At 36.7% G+C, this 16,531-nt stretch carries 17 protein-coding genes; 13 read left to right on the forward strand and 4 right to left on the reverse strand.

Annotated elements, in window-relative coordinates:
• The first annotated feature begins 413 nt into the window (after positions 1–413).
• Together EZ456_RS21715 and EZ456_RS21720 are read left to right on the forward strand one after the other, a co-directional pair.
• The gene (locus tag EZ456_RS21715; RefSeq protein ID WP_108197503.1) at positions 414–1,100 is read left to right on the forward strand and encodes an SIMPL domain-containing protein; all 687 of its coding nucleotides are present in this window, start codon (positions 414–416) and stop codon (positions 1,098–1,100) included.
• 97 nt (positions 1,101–1,197) lie between these two features.
• A complete protein-coding gene (locus EZ456_RS21720; protein WP_029277363.1) occupies positions 1,198–1,512 on the forward strand; it encodes a seryl-tRNA synthetase in 315 nt (104 codons plus the stop codon).
• Positions 1,513–1,696: 184 nt separating this feature from the next.
• Here EZ456_RS21720 and serS read toward each other — a convergent pair whose 3' ends face one another.
• Positions 1,697–2,968: a serine--tRNA ligase gene (serS, locus tag EZ456_RS21725; RefSeq protein WP_131533796.1), complete on the reverse strand. Its 1,272-nt coding sequence runs from the start codon at positions 2,966–2,968 to the stop codon at positions 1,697–1,699.
• 116 nt (positions 2,969–3,084) lie between these two features.
• On the opposite strand from serS, the gene rsmI reads away from it, so the two are divergent.
• The 7 genes from rsmI (at position 3,085) to EZ456_RS21760 (ending at position 9,334) form a co-directional block, all read left to right on the forward strand.
• A complete protein-coding gene (gene rsmI, locus EZ456_RS21730; RefSeq protein WP_131533856.1) occupies positions 3,085–3,798 on the forward strand; it encodes a 16S rRNA (cytidine(1402)-2'-O)-methyltransferase in 714 nt (237 codons plus the stop codon).
• Between the two features lie 38 nt (positions 3,799–3,836).
• On the forward strand, positions 3,837–4,490 hold the full coding sequence (locus EZ456_RS21735; protein ID WP_131533798.1) for a PH domain-containing protein: 654 nt from the start codon (positions 3,837–3,839) through the stop codon (positions 4,488–4,490).
• 129 nt (positions 4,491–4,619) lie between these two features.
• Complete coding sequence (gene lnt, locus EZ456_RS21740) at positions 4,620–6,236, forward strand: apolipoprotein N-acyltransferase (protein ID WP_131533800.1); 1,617 nt, start codon at positions 4,620–4,622, stop codon at positions 6,234–6,236.
• Positions 6,237–6,268: 32 nt separating this feature from the next.
• Complete coding sequence (gene lspA / locus EZ456_RS21745) at positions 6,269–6,775, forward strand: signal peptidase II (protein ID WP_131533802.1); 507 nt, start codon at positions 6,269–6,271, stop codon at positions 6,773–6,775.
• Positions 6,776–6,915: 140 nt separating this feature from the next.
• Complete coding sequence (locus EZ456_RS21750) at positions 6,916–7,665, forward strand: M57 family metalloprotease (protein ID WP_131533803.1); 750 nt, start codon at positions 6,916–6,918, stop codon at positions 7,663–7,665.
• 189 nt (positions 7,666–7,854) lie between these two features.
• The gene (locus tag EZ456_RS21755; RefSeq protein WP_086548955.1) at positions 7,855–8,271 is read left to right on the forward strand and encodes an OsmC family protein; all 417 of its coding nucleotides are present in this window, start codon (positions 7,855–7,857) and stop codon (positions 8,269–8,271) included.
• Between the two features lie 145 nt (positions 8,272–8,416).
• The gene (locus EZ456_RS21760; protein WP_131533805.1) at positions 8,417–9,334 is read left to right on the forward strand and encodes a hypothetical protein; all 918 of its coding nucleotides are present in this window, start codon (positions 8,417–8,419) and stop codon (positions 9,332–9,334) included.
• Positions 9,335–9,415: 81 nt separating this feature from the next.
• On the opposite strand, the gene EZ456_RS21765 is transcribed toward EZ456_RS21760, so the two are convergent.
• The gene (locus EZ456_RS21765; RefSeq protein ID WP_131533807.1) at positions 9,416–11,056 is read right to left on the reverse strand and encodes an NAD+ synthase; all 1,641 of its coding nucleotides are present in this window, start codon (positions 11,054–11,056) and stop codon (positions 9,416–9,418) included.
• A gap of 56 nt (positions 11,057–11,112) precedes the next feature.
• Entirely contained in the window at positions 11,113–11,787 is a 675-nt protein-coding gene (locus tag EZ456_RS21770) for a porin family protein (RefSeq protein ID WP_131533809.1), read from the reverse strand.
• Between the two features lie 30 nt (positions 11,788–11,817).
• Here EZ456_RS21770 and gldB point away from each other — a divergent pair, with 30 nt between their 5' ends.
• The 4 genes from gldB to EZ456_RS21790 all read left to right on the forward strand — a co-directional run bounded on the left by gldB (position 11,818) and on the right by EZ456_RS21790 (position 15,818).
• Positions 11,818–12,852, forward strand: a complete 1,035-nt coding sequence (gldB, locus tag EZ456_RS21775) for a gliding motility lipoprotein GldB (protein ID WP_131533810.1) — start codon at positions 11,818–11,820, stop codon at positions 12,850–12,852.
• 91 nt (positions 12,853–12,943) lie between these two features.
• Positions 12,944–13,714, forward strand: coding sequence for a patatin-like phospholipase family protein (locus tag EZ456_RS21780; protein ID WP_131533811.1), 771 nt, complete (start codon positions 12,944–12,946; stop codon positions 13,712–13,714).
• A gap of 317 nt (positions 13,715–14,031) precedes the next feature.
• Entirely contained in the window at positions 14,032–14,826 is a 795-nt protein-coding gene (locus EZ456_RS21785; protein ID WP_131533812.1) for a M12 family metallopeptidase, read from the forward strand.
• Between the two features lie 74 nt (positions 14,827–14,900).
• On the forward strand, positions 14,901–15,818 hold the full coding sequence (locus EZ456_RS21790; protein WP_131533813.1) for an omptin family outer membrane protease: 918 nt from the start codon (positions 14,901–14,903) through the stop codon (positions 15,816–15,818).
• Here EZ456_RS21790 and EZ456_RS21795 read toward each other — a convergent pair.
• Entirely contained in the window at positions 15,815–16,531 is a 717-nt protein-coding gene (locus tag EZ456_RS21795) for a 2-phosphosulfolactate phosphatase (RefSeq protein ID WP_131533815.1), read from the reverse strand. The genes EZ456_RS21790 and EZ456_RS21795 overlap by 4 nt on opposite strands.

Raw genomic sequence — 16,531 nt, forward strand, 5'->3', positions numbered from 1 at the left:
TGCATTGGCCAATTCGGTCCCGCCATCGCTATTAGTCCTCATTTCGCTGCGCTTTCATTCCGGGCTATTCGCTTTGTCGGGTTTAGGTGGCTAGAACAATAGCTTTTTTTAATGGATAAAATACCTGAATGAATATTTGCATGATAAAAAGAACAATATTTTTCAGGTTAAAAATTATTGCAGTCGCAATTGCTTACGCCTGATAGATTTTTTCGATAGTAGCATAATCCTTTGTTAATAAACCCGATAACAACGGTAGCCCCCGATTTTTCTTCGGGGCTAAAGTGTATAGCGGGACAGGTTTTGCCCTGAAATACTGACGCTCATTTCCAAAAAAATAAAAAAATGATAATCTCGGTGTGGAATTTGTGCATGGCTTACATCATTACAGTACACACAAAGAAAAATATAATATGAAAAAGTTAATAGCACTTGCACTGGTTGCATTTTTAGGATTATCATCAGCGATGGCTCAACAAGTAGATTTACGCAGAAAAATTAATGTTAGCGGAACTGCAGAAACAGAAGTAACACCCGATATTATTTATATAGGCATTTCACTTAAAGAATACCTAAACGGAAAGAAAAAAGTAGACATTACAGAATTGGAAAAACAATTGTATGCCGCTGTACAAAAAGCGGGCATTGCAAAAGAAAATTTAACCATCAGCAATTTAAGCAGCTGGAATTATGCTACAGAAAAAAAGAAAAACCCCGATTTCTTAGCCAGCAAACAATACCGCTTAAAAGTTAGCGATCTAAACAAGTTTAATGCAATATTAGAATCGATAGATGCCAAAGGAATTGCCAATACAAATATTGAAAGCTACGATTATTCTAAAATTGAAACCTTAAAAAAAGAGCTTAAAATTAAAGCCTTATTGGCCGCAAAAGAAAAAGCAGCTTACATGGTAGAAGCATTAGGCGATAAATTAGGTGGTGTAATTGAGATACAAGATGGTGGAGACAATGTAATACAACCTGTTTATAGAAATTATGCAATGAAAGCTGAAATGGCTGATGCCGCTGGCGCTCCTGAAATCGATTTCAAAAAAATTAAGCTGAATTTCACAGTAAATGCCATTTTCGAGATCAAATAAGAATTTTAACAGTTAAATTAATGCTTTTTAAAACCTACCAGAACATTTTGGTAGGTTTTTTGTTAGGTAGAGGTCGAACACTAAAAAATTAGATATTATGAAAAAATTCATCTACACGTTAGCCTTGGTATTCTCTCTAGGCATTAGTTTTAATTCAGCTCAGGCAGCTGATAAACCTGCGAAAAACCCAACAGAATTAACTGCAGAACAAGCAGTGAAACTGGAAAGAATTAAAACCCGTGTTGAAGAGATCAGAGACATGGACAAATCGAACTTAACGAGAGCAGAACGTAAAGCTTTACGTAGCGAGTTAAGAGAGTTAAAAGGTCAAGCCCGTGCAGTTTCTGGAGGTGTTTACCTTTCAGTTGGCGCTATCATTATCATCATTTTATTGTTGATCTTGATTTTATAATCATTACAAAAAAACACACCTATATATAAAAACAAAAAGCTTTGCATTACTGCAAAGCTTTTTTTATGCCCATCTTGCGAAGTTTACCCGGCTTTGTGCGAAAGAGAACTTCGCAAGTCGGCCCCGGCGCAAAACTATCGAAGTTACACCACACAGGCTCTTGAAACTTCTCTAGTTACTCCGACTAATCAATAATATCAAATCCTGTATACTTGACTAAAGCTTCTGGAATTTTAATCCCATCCTCGGTTTGGTAGTTTTCTAAAATAGAAGCTACAATACGCGGCAAAGCCAATGCACTTCCATTTAATGAGTGTGCCAGCTGTGCTTTACCTTCTTTTCCTTTAAAGCGTAATTTCAAACGGTTAGTCTGATAAGTTTCGAAATTTGAAACAGAAGAAACTTCTAACCAGCGCTCTTGCGCTGCACTCCAAACCTCCATATCGTAAGTCATGGCAGAAGTAAAACCCATATCGCCTCCGCATAAACGTAACACACGGTAGTGTAATCCAAGTTCTTGCAAAAGAGACTGAACATATTGGCTCATATCCTCTAAAGTTTCGTAAGATTTATCAGGATGTGTAATCTGTACTACTTCAACCTTATCAAACTGGTGTAAACGGTTTAAACCGCGTACGTGCGCACCGTAAGAACCAGCTTCTCTACGGAAACAAGGCGTATAAGCGGTATTTTTAATGGGAAGATCTTCTTCTTTAACAATTACATCACGGTATAAATTGGTTACCGGAACTTCGGCAGTTGGAATTAAATATAAATCATCAACTGTTGAATGGTACATCTGCCCTTCTTTATCGGGTAACTGTCCGGTACCAAAACCTGAAGCTGCATTAACCAAATGAGGTACCTGCATTTCTTTATAACCTGCCGCAGTAGCATGATCTAAAAAGAAATTGATCAGTGCACGTTGTAATTTTGCACCTTTTCCTTTATATACCGGAAAACCAGCGCCGGTAATTTTTACGCCCAATTCGAAATCGATAATATCATATTTCGCAGCAAGCTCCCAATGCGGTAAAGCTTTGTTTGGTAATTGAGCAGGCTCACCATGTGTTAGAACAATCTCGTTCTCTTCTGCTGTAGATCCCTGCTTCACTAAATGATAAGGCAAATTTGGCAATTGAACAATTAAATTGTGTTGAGCTGCTTCCAACTCGTTTAATTTATCGCTCAGGTTTTTGATATTTTCTTTATGAGAAGCAGTTTGTGCCTTAATAGCCTCAGCTTCCTCTTTTTTTCCAGTACGCATTAAATCGCCAATTTGTTTGGCAGCTGCATTCGCTTCAGCAGAAATACTATCCAAGGAAGTTTGTGTAGAACGGCGGTCCTCATCTATTTTGATGATTTCATCTACCAGTTCTGGCTGTTTAAAATTACGGATACTTAAACGTTCTAAAACTTTCTCTCTATTTTCGCGGATATAGTTAACTTGCAGCATTATTTAATTTTTTAAGCAAAGATAATAATTAAGTCGTCATTGCGAACGCAGTGCGGCAATCTCTCAACAAAAAGATTGCTTCGTCGTTCCTCCTCGCAATGACGGACACAGAAAATATGGATGGCAAACTATTTCTCGTACCAACGCCTATAGGCAATTTGGAGGATATGACCTTTAGGGCGATCCGTATATTAAAAGAATGCGATTTAATCCTCGCCGAAGATACCCGTACCAGTGCCCCGATGCTCAAGCATTTTGGTATCGATAAAAGAGTTTTCTCGCACCATCAGCATAATGAACATAAGGCAACTTCAGAAATCATCAAGTTTTTAAATGAAGGGCAAAAGATTGCCTTAATATCTGATGCTGGAACACCTGCCATTTCCGATCCGGGTTTCTTCCTGGTACGCGAAGCGATTAAAAATGATATTGCCGTAGAGTGTTTGCCCGGTGCAACGGCTTTTGTACCTGCTTTAGTTAACTCAGGCTTACCTGCCGATGCATTTTGTTTTGAAGGTTTTTTGCCAGTTAAAAAAGGCAGACAAACAAAGTTCAAAAAATTGGCGGAGGAAGACCGCACCATTATACTTTATGAAAGCCCACACCGTTTATTAAAAACTTTAGAGGAGTTTGCACAGTATCTTGGAGCTGACAGACAGGCATCGGTGAGTAGAGAGCTTACCAAGATGTTCGAAGAAACCGTTCGCGGAACTTTGGTAGAAATAAAATCACATTTTGAAAACAATACTTTAAAAGGAGAATTTGTAATTTGCATAGCGGGGAAGCCCAACATTAAAAGCAAAAACAAATATGAGGCTGCTGAAGAGTAGCATCAAAAACGTAACCAACACAACAATTTAAAAATATTATGATTAGCATAGATAGATTTCTAAGTGACGAACAAGACCCAAAAGCGGTTGAAAAAGTTATTGGAAAATTAAACGACCTTTTAACAGCAGGTGAAGAACTTTTATATTTAGCCGTACAAAAAAAACCAGCAGTAAACTTGTTGCCAGATAGCATCGCGATTTCTAACAAGCGCATTTTTTATTGCGAGCCAGGTAATTTAGGCTTAACCATGAACTTCAAAGATATTTCATGGAAAAGCATTAAAGAGGTTTCGTTTAAAGAAGAATTTTTTGGTTCTAAATTTATTTGTGTACCACAGCATGGTGAAAATATCGTAACCGAATTTATTCCGAAAGTACAGGCACGCAAGTTACATCAGGCTGCAAACCAACAATTGGAAGAGTATAAGGAAATGCTTCGTCAGCAAAAACTGGAAGAAAACAGGGCGACGGCTTCTCCAATCAATTTAAATGCTCAACCCCTTGACGAAATCCCTGCTTATGAACCAACTCCAGAACCAGTTCAACCCGTTATTCAGCTTGCTGAAGTAGTGGAAGAACCAGAAGACGAAACCACACTAAAATTACGCAAACTTAAAACTTTGTACGATAAACACCTGATTACTCAGGAAGAATACGAAGCTAAAAAAGCAAATATTTTAGAAAGTTTGTAAGTAAACCCCTGTCATGCTGAGGCACGAAGCATCTTTAACACAACCGTACTGCACTTAAGTTAACGAAAACAAGGTCAGTTTTCTGTCGCATAGAGATTCTTCCTGCGTCAGAATGACAAGTAATCTTATATGAAATCTAAACAAACCTACCTCCTCGCCCTCTTAAGTGCATTTTTACTTTGGCTAGCCTGGCCACCAATGCCTTTTACCACGCCATTGTTGTTGATCGGTTTGGTTCCCTTATTCATTGCTCTCGATTCCATTTCTGAAAATGCGATTAAAAAACAGGGAAAAAGAATTTTCTTAACTGCAGGTTTAACTTTTTTAGTTTGGAATACGGCATCAATTTATTGGGTGTACAATGCTATAAGTGCTTATAATGGCCCTGCCGTAGCCTTACCTGTTTCTTTAATTCCTTACGGATTAGGGGCACTTTTGATGACTTTTGCCTTCTGGTTATATTATCGTTTAGGAAAATACGTTAACAAAAAAATTGCCTACCTGGGATTAATCGCCTTTTACATCGGTTTAGAATATTTACAGCAAACCTGGGATTTAGCTTTCCCATGGATGACTTTAGGAAATGGTTTGGCTGGAATGCACCAATTGGCTCAATGGTATGATCATACTGGTGTTTACGGCGGTTCATTATGGATTTTAGTGAGCAATATTTTAGCATTTGAGGCATATAAAAAATTCAAATCCCATACTGGTTATTTAAGATTTAGAACGGCTGGAATCTGGGCTTTGGTTGTGATTATTCCCATTAGCATTTCATTAACCAAATACTTTACTGCTGAGCAGAAAGGTACGCCGAGTAATGTAGTGGTGGTCCAACCCAATATCGATCCTTACCAGAAACTGGAAAGCATACCGGTTTCTGAACAGATCAAAATTTTAACACACCTTTCCGATTCGGTTGGGCAAACCAATACTGAATATTTTATCTGGCCAGAAACAGCCATACCGAGCCGAGCCGACGAAGATCAGATCAGATCTAATCCTGATTTTTATACCCTTCAAAGTTTTTTAGGCAAATACAAAAACGGAACACTAATTACCGGAATTGAAAGCAAAAAAATCTACCAGACTAAAAAAACACTTTCAGCAAAGTATGATCCGCAAAGCAATCAGTATTGGGATAATTTTAACACGGCCATGCAGATAGAAAACTCTGCAAATGTTCAGTTCTACCATAAATCAAAGCTGGTTCCTGGTGTAGAAAAAATGCCATTCCCTAAAGTATTCTCCTTTTTGGATGGTGTTTTCGCCCAATTAGGCGGAGCAGTTGGCGGATGGGGTTGGCAAGAAAAACCTGAAGTACTATATGCACAAAGTGGAATCGGGGTTGCACCTGTAATCTGTTATGAAAGCCTTTGGGGTGAATGGGTTGGACAATCGGTTAAAGATGGCGCACAATTTATCGCTGTTATTACCAACGATGCCTGGTGGGGAAATACCTCGGGCAAAGATCAACACATGATGTACGCTAAACTAAGGGCAATTGAAACCCACCGTGATGTAGCCCGCTCAGCAAATACTGGCATATCTTGCTTCATCAATCAACGTGGCGATGTAACACAAAACACCAAATGGTGGACAAGAACTGCAATTAAAGCAAACATTAATTTAAATGATGAGATTACTTTTTATGTAAAAAGTGGAGATATTATTGCAAAAATATTGAGTGTTTTGGCAGTTATCTTAGCCTTGATTATTCCTTATAGAAAATGGGTAAAAAAATAAAAACCCATCATTAAATTTCTAATTATAAAAACATGCAACAGTTTAAAAACCTTAGGTGGTCTGTTTTATTATTACTGCTCGCTTTAAATTTTGGCTGCGATCAGATTTCTAAAAAAATTGTGCGTACCGAGATCAGCGATTACGAACATATCAGCATCATAAAAGACCGTTTTACCTTAACCAAAGTAGAAAATAGCGGTGCATTTTTAAGTCTTGGCGATAATATGCCCTATATTTTTAGGCTCATTATTTTAACCGGCTTACCATTACTATTTTTGGGCTACGGGCTATATTTCTTGTTTGCCAAACGTAATTTACCAATCAGCATGCAAATTGCCTTATGTTTTCTGATAGGTGGTGGTATTGGCAACCTATATGATCGGATTGTACATGGATCGGTTACCGATTTTATGCATATGGATTTTTACCTCTTCCAAACAGGTGTTTTCAATTTTGCTGATGTTTCGATCATGATTGGCGTAGGGATATTGCTTTTCCAATCAATTAGAAGTAATAAACTAAAACAGCAAATAGATTAGGGCAAAAGACAGGATTGCGATATGCTAATTAAAAATACAAAAAAATATGCATTAAAAATACATATTTGTATTTTTTGTATTATATTTATGGATGTAATATTCAATTACAGCATATTACGATCTAACCAAAAACCTAAACTATGAAAAACTTATTCAAAAAAACTGCGCTGATTGCATTGCTATCAGTAGTCATTATCTCATGCTCGAAAAAAAATGAGATGCCAGCTGATCTGGAAAATGAAACCACTCAGAATCAAAAAGTTCTTGCCTACATCAAAAATCTTGGATTTTCAGATGCCCAGATTGTAGAAAGTGGAGATAATTATGTTGTAGATGGTGACATCGTATTTGCTAAAAATATGGAAGTTCCTGCAGATAATGGAAAAGCGATAACAGAACAATATTACAATGGCTATATTGTAACCAACAGTACTAACATCCGTGTTAAAATCGACCCTTCGATAAACAGTATGATCAGTGAAATCAATTCTGCGATCAACCAGTGGAATACAGTACCTAATTCTAAACTCAAATTTGTGATTACAACAGGTACCGTTTATGATATCCTAATTAAAGTAGATAATACAATTGGAAGTTCTACTTGTGGACAAGCTTATTTATCAACCTCTAACGGTAAAGCTGGCAATACCATTTGGATTAACCGCAATCTGATTCAAAACAATTCTTTTGCACAACGTACAAGAACCATAACGCATGAATTTGGGCATACCATTTCATTTAGGCATACCAATCAATCTACAACCATTAATGTACCTGGGTTTGGAGGAACCGACGCACTGTCATTAATGAACGGCGGGCAATGTGGAAGCGGTGCAACTGTTTTATCGGCAAAGGATAAACAGGCTACCGCAGTATTATACCCTTTATAATTAAAAATCAGATAAATAACCTAAAAAGATCGTAATGCAATGGAAGCTGTTTCTCTGAAGCAGCTTCTTTTTTTGAAACAATATTTGGAAATGATTTTAATACAAGGATTTCTTAACAAAGAATTGCCACCTTTAAACAAACATATTTTTATCTTTAGGTGTTAAACAATCTAAAAATAAAATCCAATCATGAAAAGAAATGCAACAGCCGTATGGCAAGGTTCTATTAAAGAAGGTAATGGTAACATCACTACCCAAAGTACCACTTTAAATAATACTCAATATTCTTTTAATTCTCGCTTCGCAGAAGGTGTTGGCACAAATCCGGAGGAATTAATTGCTGCTGCACACGCAGGCTGTTTTACCATGAAATTATCAGCTAACTTAACTGAAGCAGGATTTACAGCAGATAAACTGGAAACCAAATGCGAAATTAACCTCGATCCATCTAAAGGTGAAATTGTAGAATCACATTTAACCCTAACCGCTTCTGTACCAAATTTAACACAGGAAAAGTTTGATGAATTGGTTGCTGATGCAGAAAAAAACTGCCCGATTTCTAAATTATTAAACACAACGATTACTGTTGATGCTACTTTAGCATAACAGTATAAAATTTGTCATGCTGAGGCACGAAGTATCTGGAACCGATAAGGCGGATCCTTTGTACCTCAGCACGACAGCTTATCCATAGTTACGGCAAAAAAATATAAAATTAATTGTATAACTTAGTTTTACAATCTAAGTTAACATGAAAAAATTGCTCTTATTTTTAAGTATTGTTTTATTCTTAAGCAGTTGTGTCTCTTTTAGCAGCAAAAAGGAAAGAACATTTAGTACAGTTGCTGCTATTGAAAATACTAAAATCGAGGATGCTGCTTCTGAGCAGGATCTATTTCATATTGCCAGTTTTGATACTGATGCAGCGGTAAGGAAACTCGCCGTTAGCAAGCTAAGCAATCAAGCAAACCTATTTCATGTAGCCAGTTTTGATACCGATATTGCCGTAAGAAAACTTGCCGTTAGCAAATTAAATAACCAAGCAAACCTATTTCACGTTGCCAGTTTTGATACCGATATTGCCGTAAGAAAACTTGCGGTTAGCAAATTAAATAACCAAGCAAACCTATTTCACGTTGCCAGTTTTGATACTGATATTGCCGTAAGAAAACTTGCAGTTGGCAACTTAAACAATCAAGCTAATCTCTTTCATATTGCCAGTTTTGACACGGATGTAGACGTAAGAAAGCTAGCTGTGGGCAAACTAAATAACCAAGCAAACCTATTTCACATTGCCAGTTTTGATACTGATGCAACCGTAAGGAAACTTGCTGTAGGCAAACTCGATAATCAGGCTAACTTATTTCATATCGCTTGTTTTGATGCTGATGTAGCGGTAAGGAAACTTGCCGTTGGTAACTTAAATAATCAAGCAAATTTATTTCATATTGCCAGTTTTGATACTAATGTAGCGGTAAGGAAACTTGCCGTTGGTAACTTAAATAATCAAGCAAATTTGTTTCACATTGCTTGTTTTGACCAGGACAAAGAAGTAAGAAAACTTGTCGTTGGCAAATTGGATAATCAGGCAAACTTAACCCATATTGCTAATTTCGATACTGAAGCTGACATAAAGAAGCTAGCAATAGCTAGACTAAAAGCCGATTAGATAGTTTTCAGTTGACAGCTTTCGATTCACAGTTAAACAATTTAATTCCCCAAACATTACAACCTTTCATCTTCAAACAAGCTAAGCCATATATTTCCCTACAATCGGCATTCTTCTTCCCATACCAAATGCTTTTGGCGATACCCTTAAAATAGGTGGTGTTTGATAGCGTTTAAACTCTGCAACATTAACCATTTTCAGAATCCGCAGCACCAATACCTCATCAAAACCTTGAGCAATAATGGCTTTCGAGCCCTGTTTCTTTTCGATGTGCTGATATAATATTTTATCGAGAATTTCATATTCAGGTAACGAATCAGAATCTTTTTGGTCGGGCCTTAACTCTGCTGATGGTGGTTTAACAATCGTATTGATCGGGATAATTTCCCTTTCTTTATTAATGTACCTCGCCAGCTCAAAAACCTGCATTTTATACACATCGCCAATTACGCCGATTGCTCCGCACATATCTCCGTACAAAGTACCATAACCCACCGCACACTCGCTTTTGTTGGAGGTATTTAATAAAATATAGCCAAACTTGTTACTCATTGCCATATTTATAATGCCGCGGATACGAGCCTGGATATTTTCTTCGGCAAGGTTAAAAGGCAGGCCCTTAAAGGCTGGTGCCAATATAGAATCAAAAGCTTCTGCAGCTTCTTTAATTGGCACAATTTCGTGCATACAACCAATATTGTTAACCAAATCTAAAGCATCTTGAATAGAATGGTCTGAGGAGAATTTAGAAGGCATTAAAACGGCCATTACATTCTCTGGCCCTAAAGCGCGACATGCCAAGGCGCAAACCACAGCTGAATCAATTCCACCAGACAGCCCTAAAACTGCTTTACTGAAACCAGATTTCCTGAAATAATCTTTTATGCCTAAAATCAATGCATCGTGAATCTGCTCGATATCGGTTAATCTTTCAGATTGAGGGTATTTATTACGCACATTTTCAACTTCTTCCAGATCAAAAACCTGAAGGTCTTCTTCAAAATACTTCATCTCCGCTTTCATGGTTCCATCAGCATCAAAAACCAAAGAACCGCCATCAAAAATAATTTCGGTCTGTGCACCAACCTGGTTTACATAAAATACAGGCAGGTTATATTTTTTTGCGTTATCGGCCAATACTTTTATACGTTCGTCATCATGGGTATAAGAGAAAGGAGATGCTGCAATATTAATCATCACATCAGGCTGCTCTTTAATCAGCTCATCCATTGGGTTAGATACATACAATGGGTTATCGTTGATATTCCACAAGTCTTCGCAAATGGTGAGGGCAATTTTTTTACCCTTAAAATCGATACAGTTAAATTGTGTTGCAGGTTCGAAATAACGGTATTCATCAAACACGTCGTACGTAGGTAACAGTGCTTTTTTAACCACCGCCTTAACTTTTCCTTCTTCGATAAAATAGGCTGCATTAAACAGATCTTTTCCCTGTAATACTTCGTTTTTAATTGGGAGGCCAACAATACACGCAATATCTATACAATGTTTGGCAATCTCCTGTACAGCGGTTTCGCACAAGACAATAAACTCATCAAACTCCAAAAAATCTCTTGGCGGATAGCCACAAATAGCCAATTCGGCAAAAACAACCAGATCAGCACCTTTATCTTTTGCCAATTGAATATTTTCGGTTATTTTTTTCGTATTGGCCTCAAAGTTTCCGATATGATAATTGAGTTGTGCTAGCGCTATTTTCATGTTTAAGGTATCAAGTAATGGTTATCTAGAAGTGAGTATCAAGCAAAATATCGCGATTAAAAGAATACGCCAAAATTAAGCGCTAAATAATGATTTTTAACGTTTCTGGCTTTATCTGTTACAATATTAGTGAAACCATTATTAAAAGTTAAACCGGCTACGATACTGGTATTGCCCGAAATATCAAATTCGCCACCACCACCAATAATTAATCCGGCACGGTAAAGCTTAATGTTATCAGATACATTTAAATTATCGCCAACAACCGCTCCACCTGTTACAGCATCTTGCTTAGCACTGATGTTAATCGAATTTGATAATCCAAACTGGCCATACCAACGTTTTCCATCGGCCTTTACTGTTTTTAGCTTAATGGTTAAGGGCAGATCTACATATTGTAACTTATACTTTAAATCGTACGCTTTTGGAGCAGTGCTGTTACTCGTGCCATAATAAGGCTGCACATTCGCCTCTGTACTTTTACCATTAATTGAGGTGATGGTTAATGCGGTAGAAAAACTATAATTCGGAGCAAAATTAAAATCACCAATTAATCCATAAGAAAAGCCCAAAGCTATTCCGTCTGTTTTTCCCTGCTCGGGTTTAATCCAACCAAAAGTTGGGGTAGCGGTTAAGCCTAATCTGAAACCGTAACTGGTTAAAGGCGAATTTTGCGCCCATGTGCCAAAACTTAAAAGAGACAAAATTAAAATGGTCGATATTCTTTTCATGCTATAGGTGTTTATATATATTTGTTGTACATGATGTATAACGTAAAACACTGGCAAATTTATCTAATTTTTCTTTTTGCCATCACATTTATTTCCTGTAGGCAAAGCAATAGGCCCGATGTAAGTAATATACAGCTAAACATTAAAATCGAAAGATTTGATAACGAGCTATTTGCCGGAAAAAATAAAGATGTTATTGAGGTAGATAAACAACTTGGTTCGAAGTACGGTATATTTTATGATGATTTTATCCACCGGATTCTGGACAGTAAATACGCAAACACCGAATCATTAGCCAATTTATACCGAGATCAGGCCTATACCGATTTAAGCAAAGAAGTAGATAGTGTTTTTCCAAATTTAAAAGCGCAGGAAGAAGGATTAAACGAGACTTTTAAATACATTAAATACTATTATCCAAAAGCTAAAGTTCCAAAATTTATTTCTTTTGCCTCAGGTTTTGCTTACCAGATGCCAGTGGGTGATAACTATTTGGGGATTGGTTTGGATATGTTTCTGGGCAAAGACAGTAAATTTTATAGGGCTATTGTACAAAGTGTACCCTTATATCTTTCAAGGCGGTTTGCACCTGAATATATTGTACCTCGTGTGGCCGAAACATATGCTCACGAAGAACTTTTTGCCGAACCTGATGATAATAGAACCCTGTTGTCTAAAATGATCTTCCAAGGCAAGGTTTTATATTTCCTTGATCAGGTATTGCCTGAAAACACCGCTGATTCTATTAAAATAGGCTATACACAACAACAATTGGATTGGGCACAAAATTTTGAGGGCGATATTTGGGCATATTTTTTGGAGAACAATTACCTATACGAAACCGATTATCAAAAAATCCAGGTGTTTTTATCTGAAGGACCATTTACCCCGGGTTTAGGCGAAAACAGAGATTCGGCACCAAAATTGGGTGTATGGATGGGTTGGAAAATTGTTAAAAAATATATGAAAGCGCATCCTGATGTTACTTTGCAACAGTTAATGGCAGATAACGATGCACAGAAAATTTTGAATCAATCGAAGTATAAACCGAAGCAACAGAAATAGTTTGCAGTTTCTAGTGATCAGTTTACAGGCAAAACAATTTAACAATCAAGCAATACAAACAATCTTTAAATAATGATCCTAAATTAAATCTATGAAAGTTGGCATTGTATTATCAGGCGGGGGCATAAGGGGAATAGCACATTTAGGCGTTCTAAAGGCCTTTAGCAATTTAGGCATCACCTTTAGTCACATTAGCGGAACAAGTGCAGGAGCAATAGCCGGAGCCTTTTTTGCAGCTGGCATAGATCCGGAAGAAGGATTAAATATTTTCCTTAAAACGAAACTCTGGCGCTTTGTACGCCCGGCGGTAGGTTCTTTAGGTTTAATTAATATTGAGAATACTTCTTTAATTTTAAAAGAATATTTCCCAGAAGATTCGATTGAGAAGTTAAAAATACCTTTAACCATTGCCGCAGTAAATTTTAGCGAAGGCCGATTGGTTTATTTTACAAAAGGACCACTCATTAGGGCTATTCATGCCTCTAGTTGTATACCTGGTATTTTTAAACCCATTATGATTGATGGCCAGATGTATGTAGATGGTGGTATTTTAAATAATTTCCCGGTCGAACCTTTGATGGATGAATGTGATTTCATTATAGGCTCATCTTGTAACCATCTTAAACCAGTAGATAAAATTACAGGTATTACCAATTTAATGGGGCGTGCGGGTATAATGTCTATCAACCATGATATGGAAAGAAAAGCAAAATTCTGTAATGTATTAATCGAGCCAAAAGGTTTAGGGGCAATTAGTACTTTCGATATGAAACGTGCTGAGGATATTTATTGGCTGGCACACGAAGAAGCCCTGATTACAATTAAAAATAGCCCAACAATTTCTGAATTAATTACAAAATAAGAAGTTAATCTAAATAGCACTTTCTTAAAAATGTAATATTAAAACTACGTTAATATAATTTATTTACGCTTTTAAAGCAAGTGTAAAACATACACTTATGCAATAAAAATATTACATTTCTCTTGGTGATAACATATTAATCTTTTACTTTAGGATTATACTTCGTAAATACGGAGGAAATAAAACCTAAATGTCTATCTATGTTTATCAACCTAATTATTCTTTTCCAAAGCAGAAGAATTCCTGTTTTCACCATTTTCTAACTTGATTTTCAGTCAAAAATCAGATCATTAATTTTTTACCTAAAAAACCTAAACATGAAATTTTTAAAATTAAATAAAACCTTATTAGCAGCCCTTGCGCTAACAACAGTATTATACGCTTGTAAAAAAGAAAGACCTACAGAAACGGCAGATTTAGAAAAACCAGAAACAACTGCTGTTAATCCACTTGGAGACATCAAGATTTGTACTGAAAAATCTTTAGATGGTACTACTCCAAGAGGTGCCGTTATAAAATCAGTAAAATGGATTCCAGGAACTACAATTAAAGTGAGTTTAAATGGAAGTACAGCAGCGATTAGAGCAAAAGTAATCCAGTATGCCAGAGAATGGGAAAATTACGCAAACATCAAATTCAATTTTGTAACAAACGACAATACAGCTAAAATTAGGGTAAGTTTTGTAAGTGGAGATGGATCATGGTCATACCTTGGAAAATCAACTCCAAGCAGTGGTGCTACCATGAACTTTGGTTGGTTAACTTCAAGCACTTCCAATTCAGAATATAGCCGTGTGGTGATACACGAATTTGGTCACGCTTTGGGAATGATCCACGAACACCAACACCCATTAGTATCTATTCCTTGGGACAAACCAGCCGTTTATGCTTATTATGCAGCTGCACCAAATTATTGGACTCAAGCAGATGTTGACAATAATTTATTCGCAAAATACAGTACTACTCAAACCAATTATAGCGCTTATGATAAAAATTCGATCATGCACTATTCGGTTCCAAACGAATTAACCATCGGTGATTACGAAGTGGGGTGGAATACCGTATTATCTCCTACTGATAAATCATTTATCGCCTCAGTTTATCCATTTTAGAAAATAAAATAAATACACATAGTGGTATAATTAACCACTATGTGTATTTTACTGCTATAAAATAAAAAATAGATATGCTTAACGCTTTGCAAATTCCCTTTGTAAAACAGTTTTTAATCTGTTTAACCCTCCTTCTATTTTACAAAAGTGCATTGGCACAAAACCTGCCACATAAATGGGAGGTAAAGCCTTATGTTGGTATTCAACAATCGAAATTTGATTGGTCTATTGCAGGTAATGCTGCCGGAACCAGTCCGAATATATTATCAGAGCTGATCTGGAAAAACCTTAAAGGTCCGAGCTTTGGATTAGACATCAAATACAATATAACCGATCGGTTCAGTATTAAAGCCACTAACCAATACGGTAGCATAACCAAGGGCGAAGCAGAAGATACCGATTACGCAGATGATAATCGGCAAAGTGCTTTTTATTATGATTTGCTCAATGCAAATAAAGGTTACTTATACGATGCCAGTTTACAGCTCAGTTACCAACTATTAAATTTTGGGCAGTTTAATATTAATCCAATTGTTGGGCTTTCATACAATCAGCAAAAATTTCATCTGTTAGAAAGTGCAAATAATCCTGACAGCAAGGGCTTAAACTCTACTTATGAAGCAAGGTATAAAGGTTTTGATTTTGGGGCAGAATTTGTTTTTAAAACGCAGAAATTCAGTATAGCTGCTACAGTTTTGGGCGGTTTTTATACTTATTCGGCGAAAGCCAACTGGAATTTAATCCCCGATTTTGCAAAACCTGTAAGCTTTACACATAAGGCAAACTCCTTTGCATTAAGTGGCGATATCAATCTGGCTGTACCATTAAACAAAAATTTACGGGTAGAGGTCAACTATAAGATCAATAACATCAACACATACTCAGGTGTAGATAAAGCTTATTTTAATAGCCGACCAACAGAGGAAACTCAATTTAATGGTGCAAATTTTAGAAAAAATGCAATATTACTAGGGTTAAATTTTAGCTTTTAATTTTTTAAGGCCACCAAACGTTCGCCTTCCAGTACCGGAATTGTTTTGCAAAGATTTAGCTGCAAACAGAAAACAACATCTTCTTCTATATTTAACTGAGCCAAACGATGGCTATGCGACGATTTGTGAAGGTATTTTCTCAAATCTGTTTTAGCTGAGGAATACAAATCTTCCGCAGCCACACTAGAATCATCAAAATGTTCGAAATTTTGACGGAGGTTATTTACCACGGCACCAGCAAAAAGGGTATCTTCTAAATTGAACTGGTCTTTCCAACCCGCACAAAGCAAAAGCACATTTTTATCCTGGCTTTTCAAATAGCTGCAAAGAGAATCTAAATTTAGGAAAGATCCAATTACAACCTGATAGGCTCTTTTCTGTGCCAAATGCAAGGCTTTAGTGCCGTTGGTAGTAGTTAAAACAACCGTTTTCCCGTTTACTTTTTCATGCGTATAAGAGAATGGCGAGTTGCCGAAATCGTATCCTTCTACCACCTCTCCATTTCGTTCTGCTGCCAGTAAAAATCCACTATCGCGATAGGTTAAACAATCTTCAACATTAGCTACAGGAATAATCGCTTCGGCACCATTATCTATCCCGTAGGTAATCGATGAAGTGGCTCTTAAAATATCGATAACAACCACAATGCTTTGTTCGATATCATATAAATCAATCAAGGCTGGTGTTAAACAAACTTCTATTTTTTTTGACAT

Source organism: Pedobacter psychrodurus (assembly GCF_004331735.1).
Classification (GTDB): domain Bacteria; phylum Bacteroidota; class Bacteroidia; order Sphingobacteriales; family Sphingobacteriaceae; genus Pedobacter; species Pedobacter psychrodurus.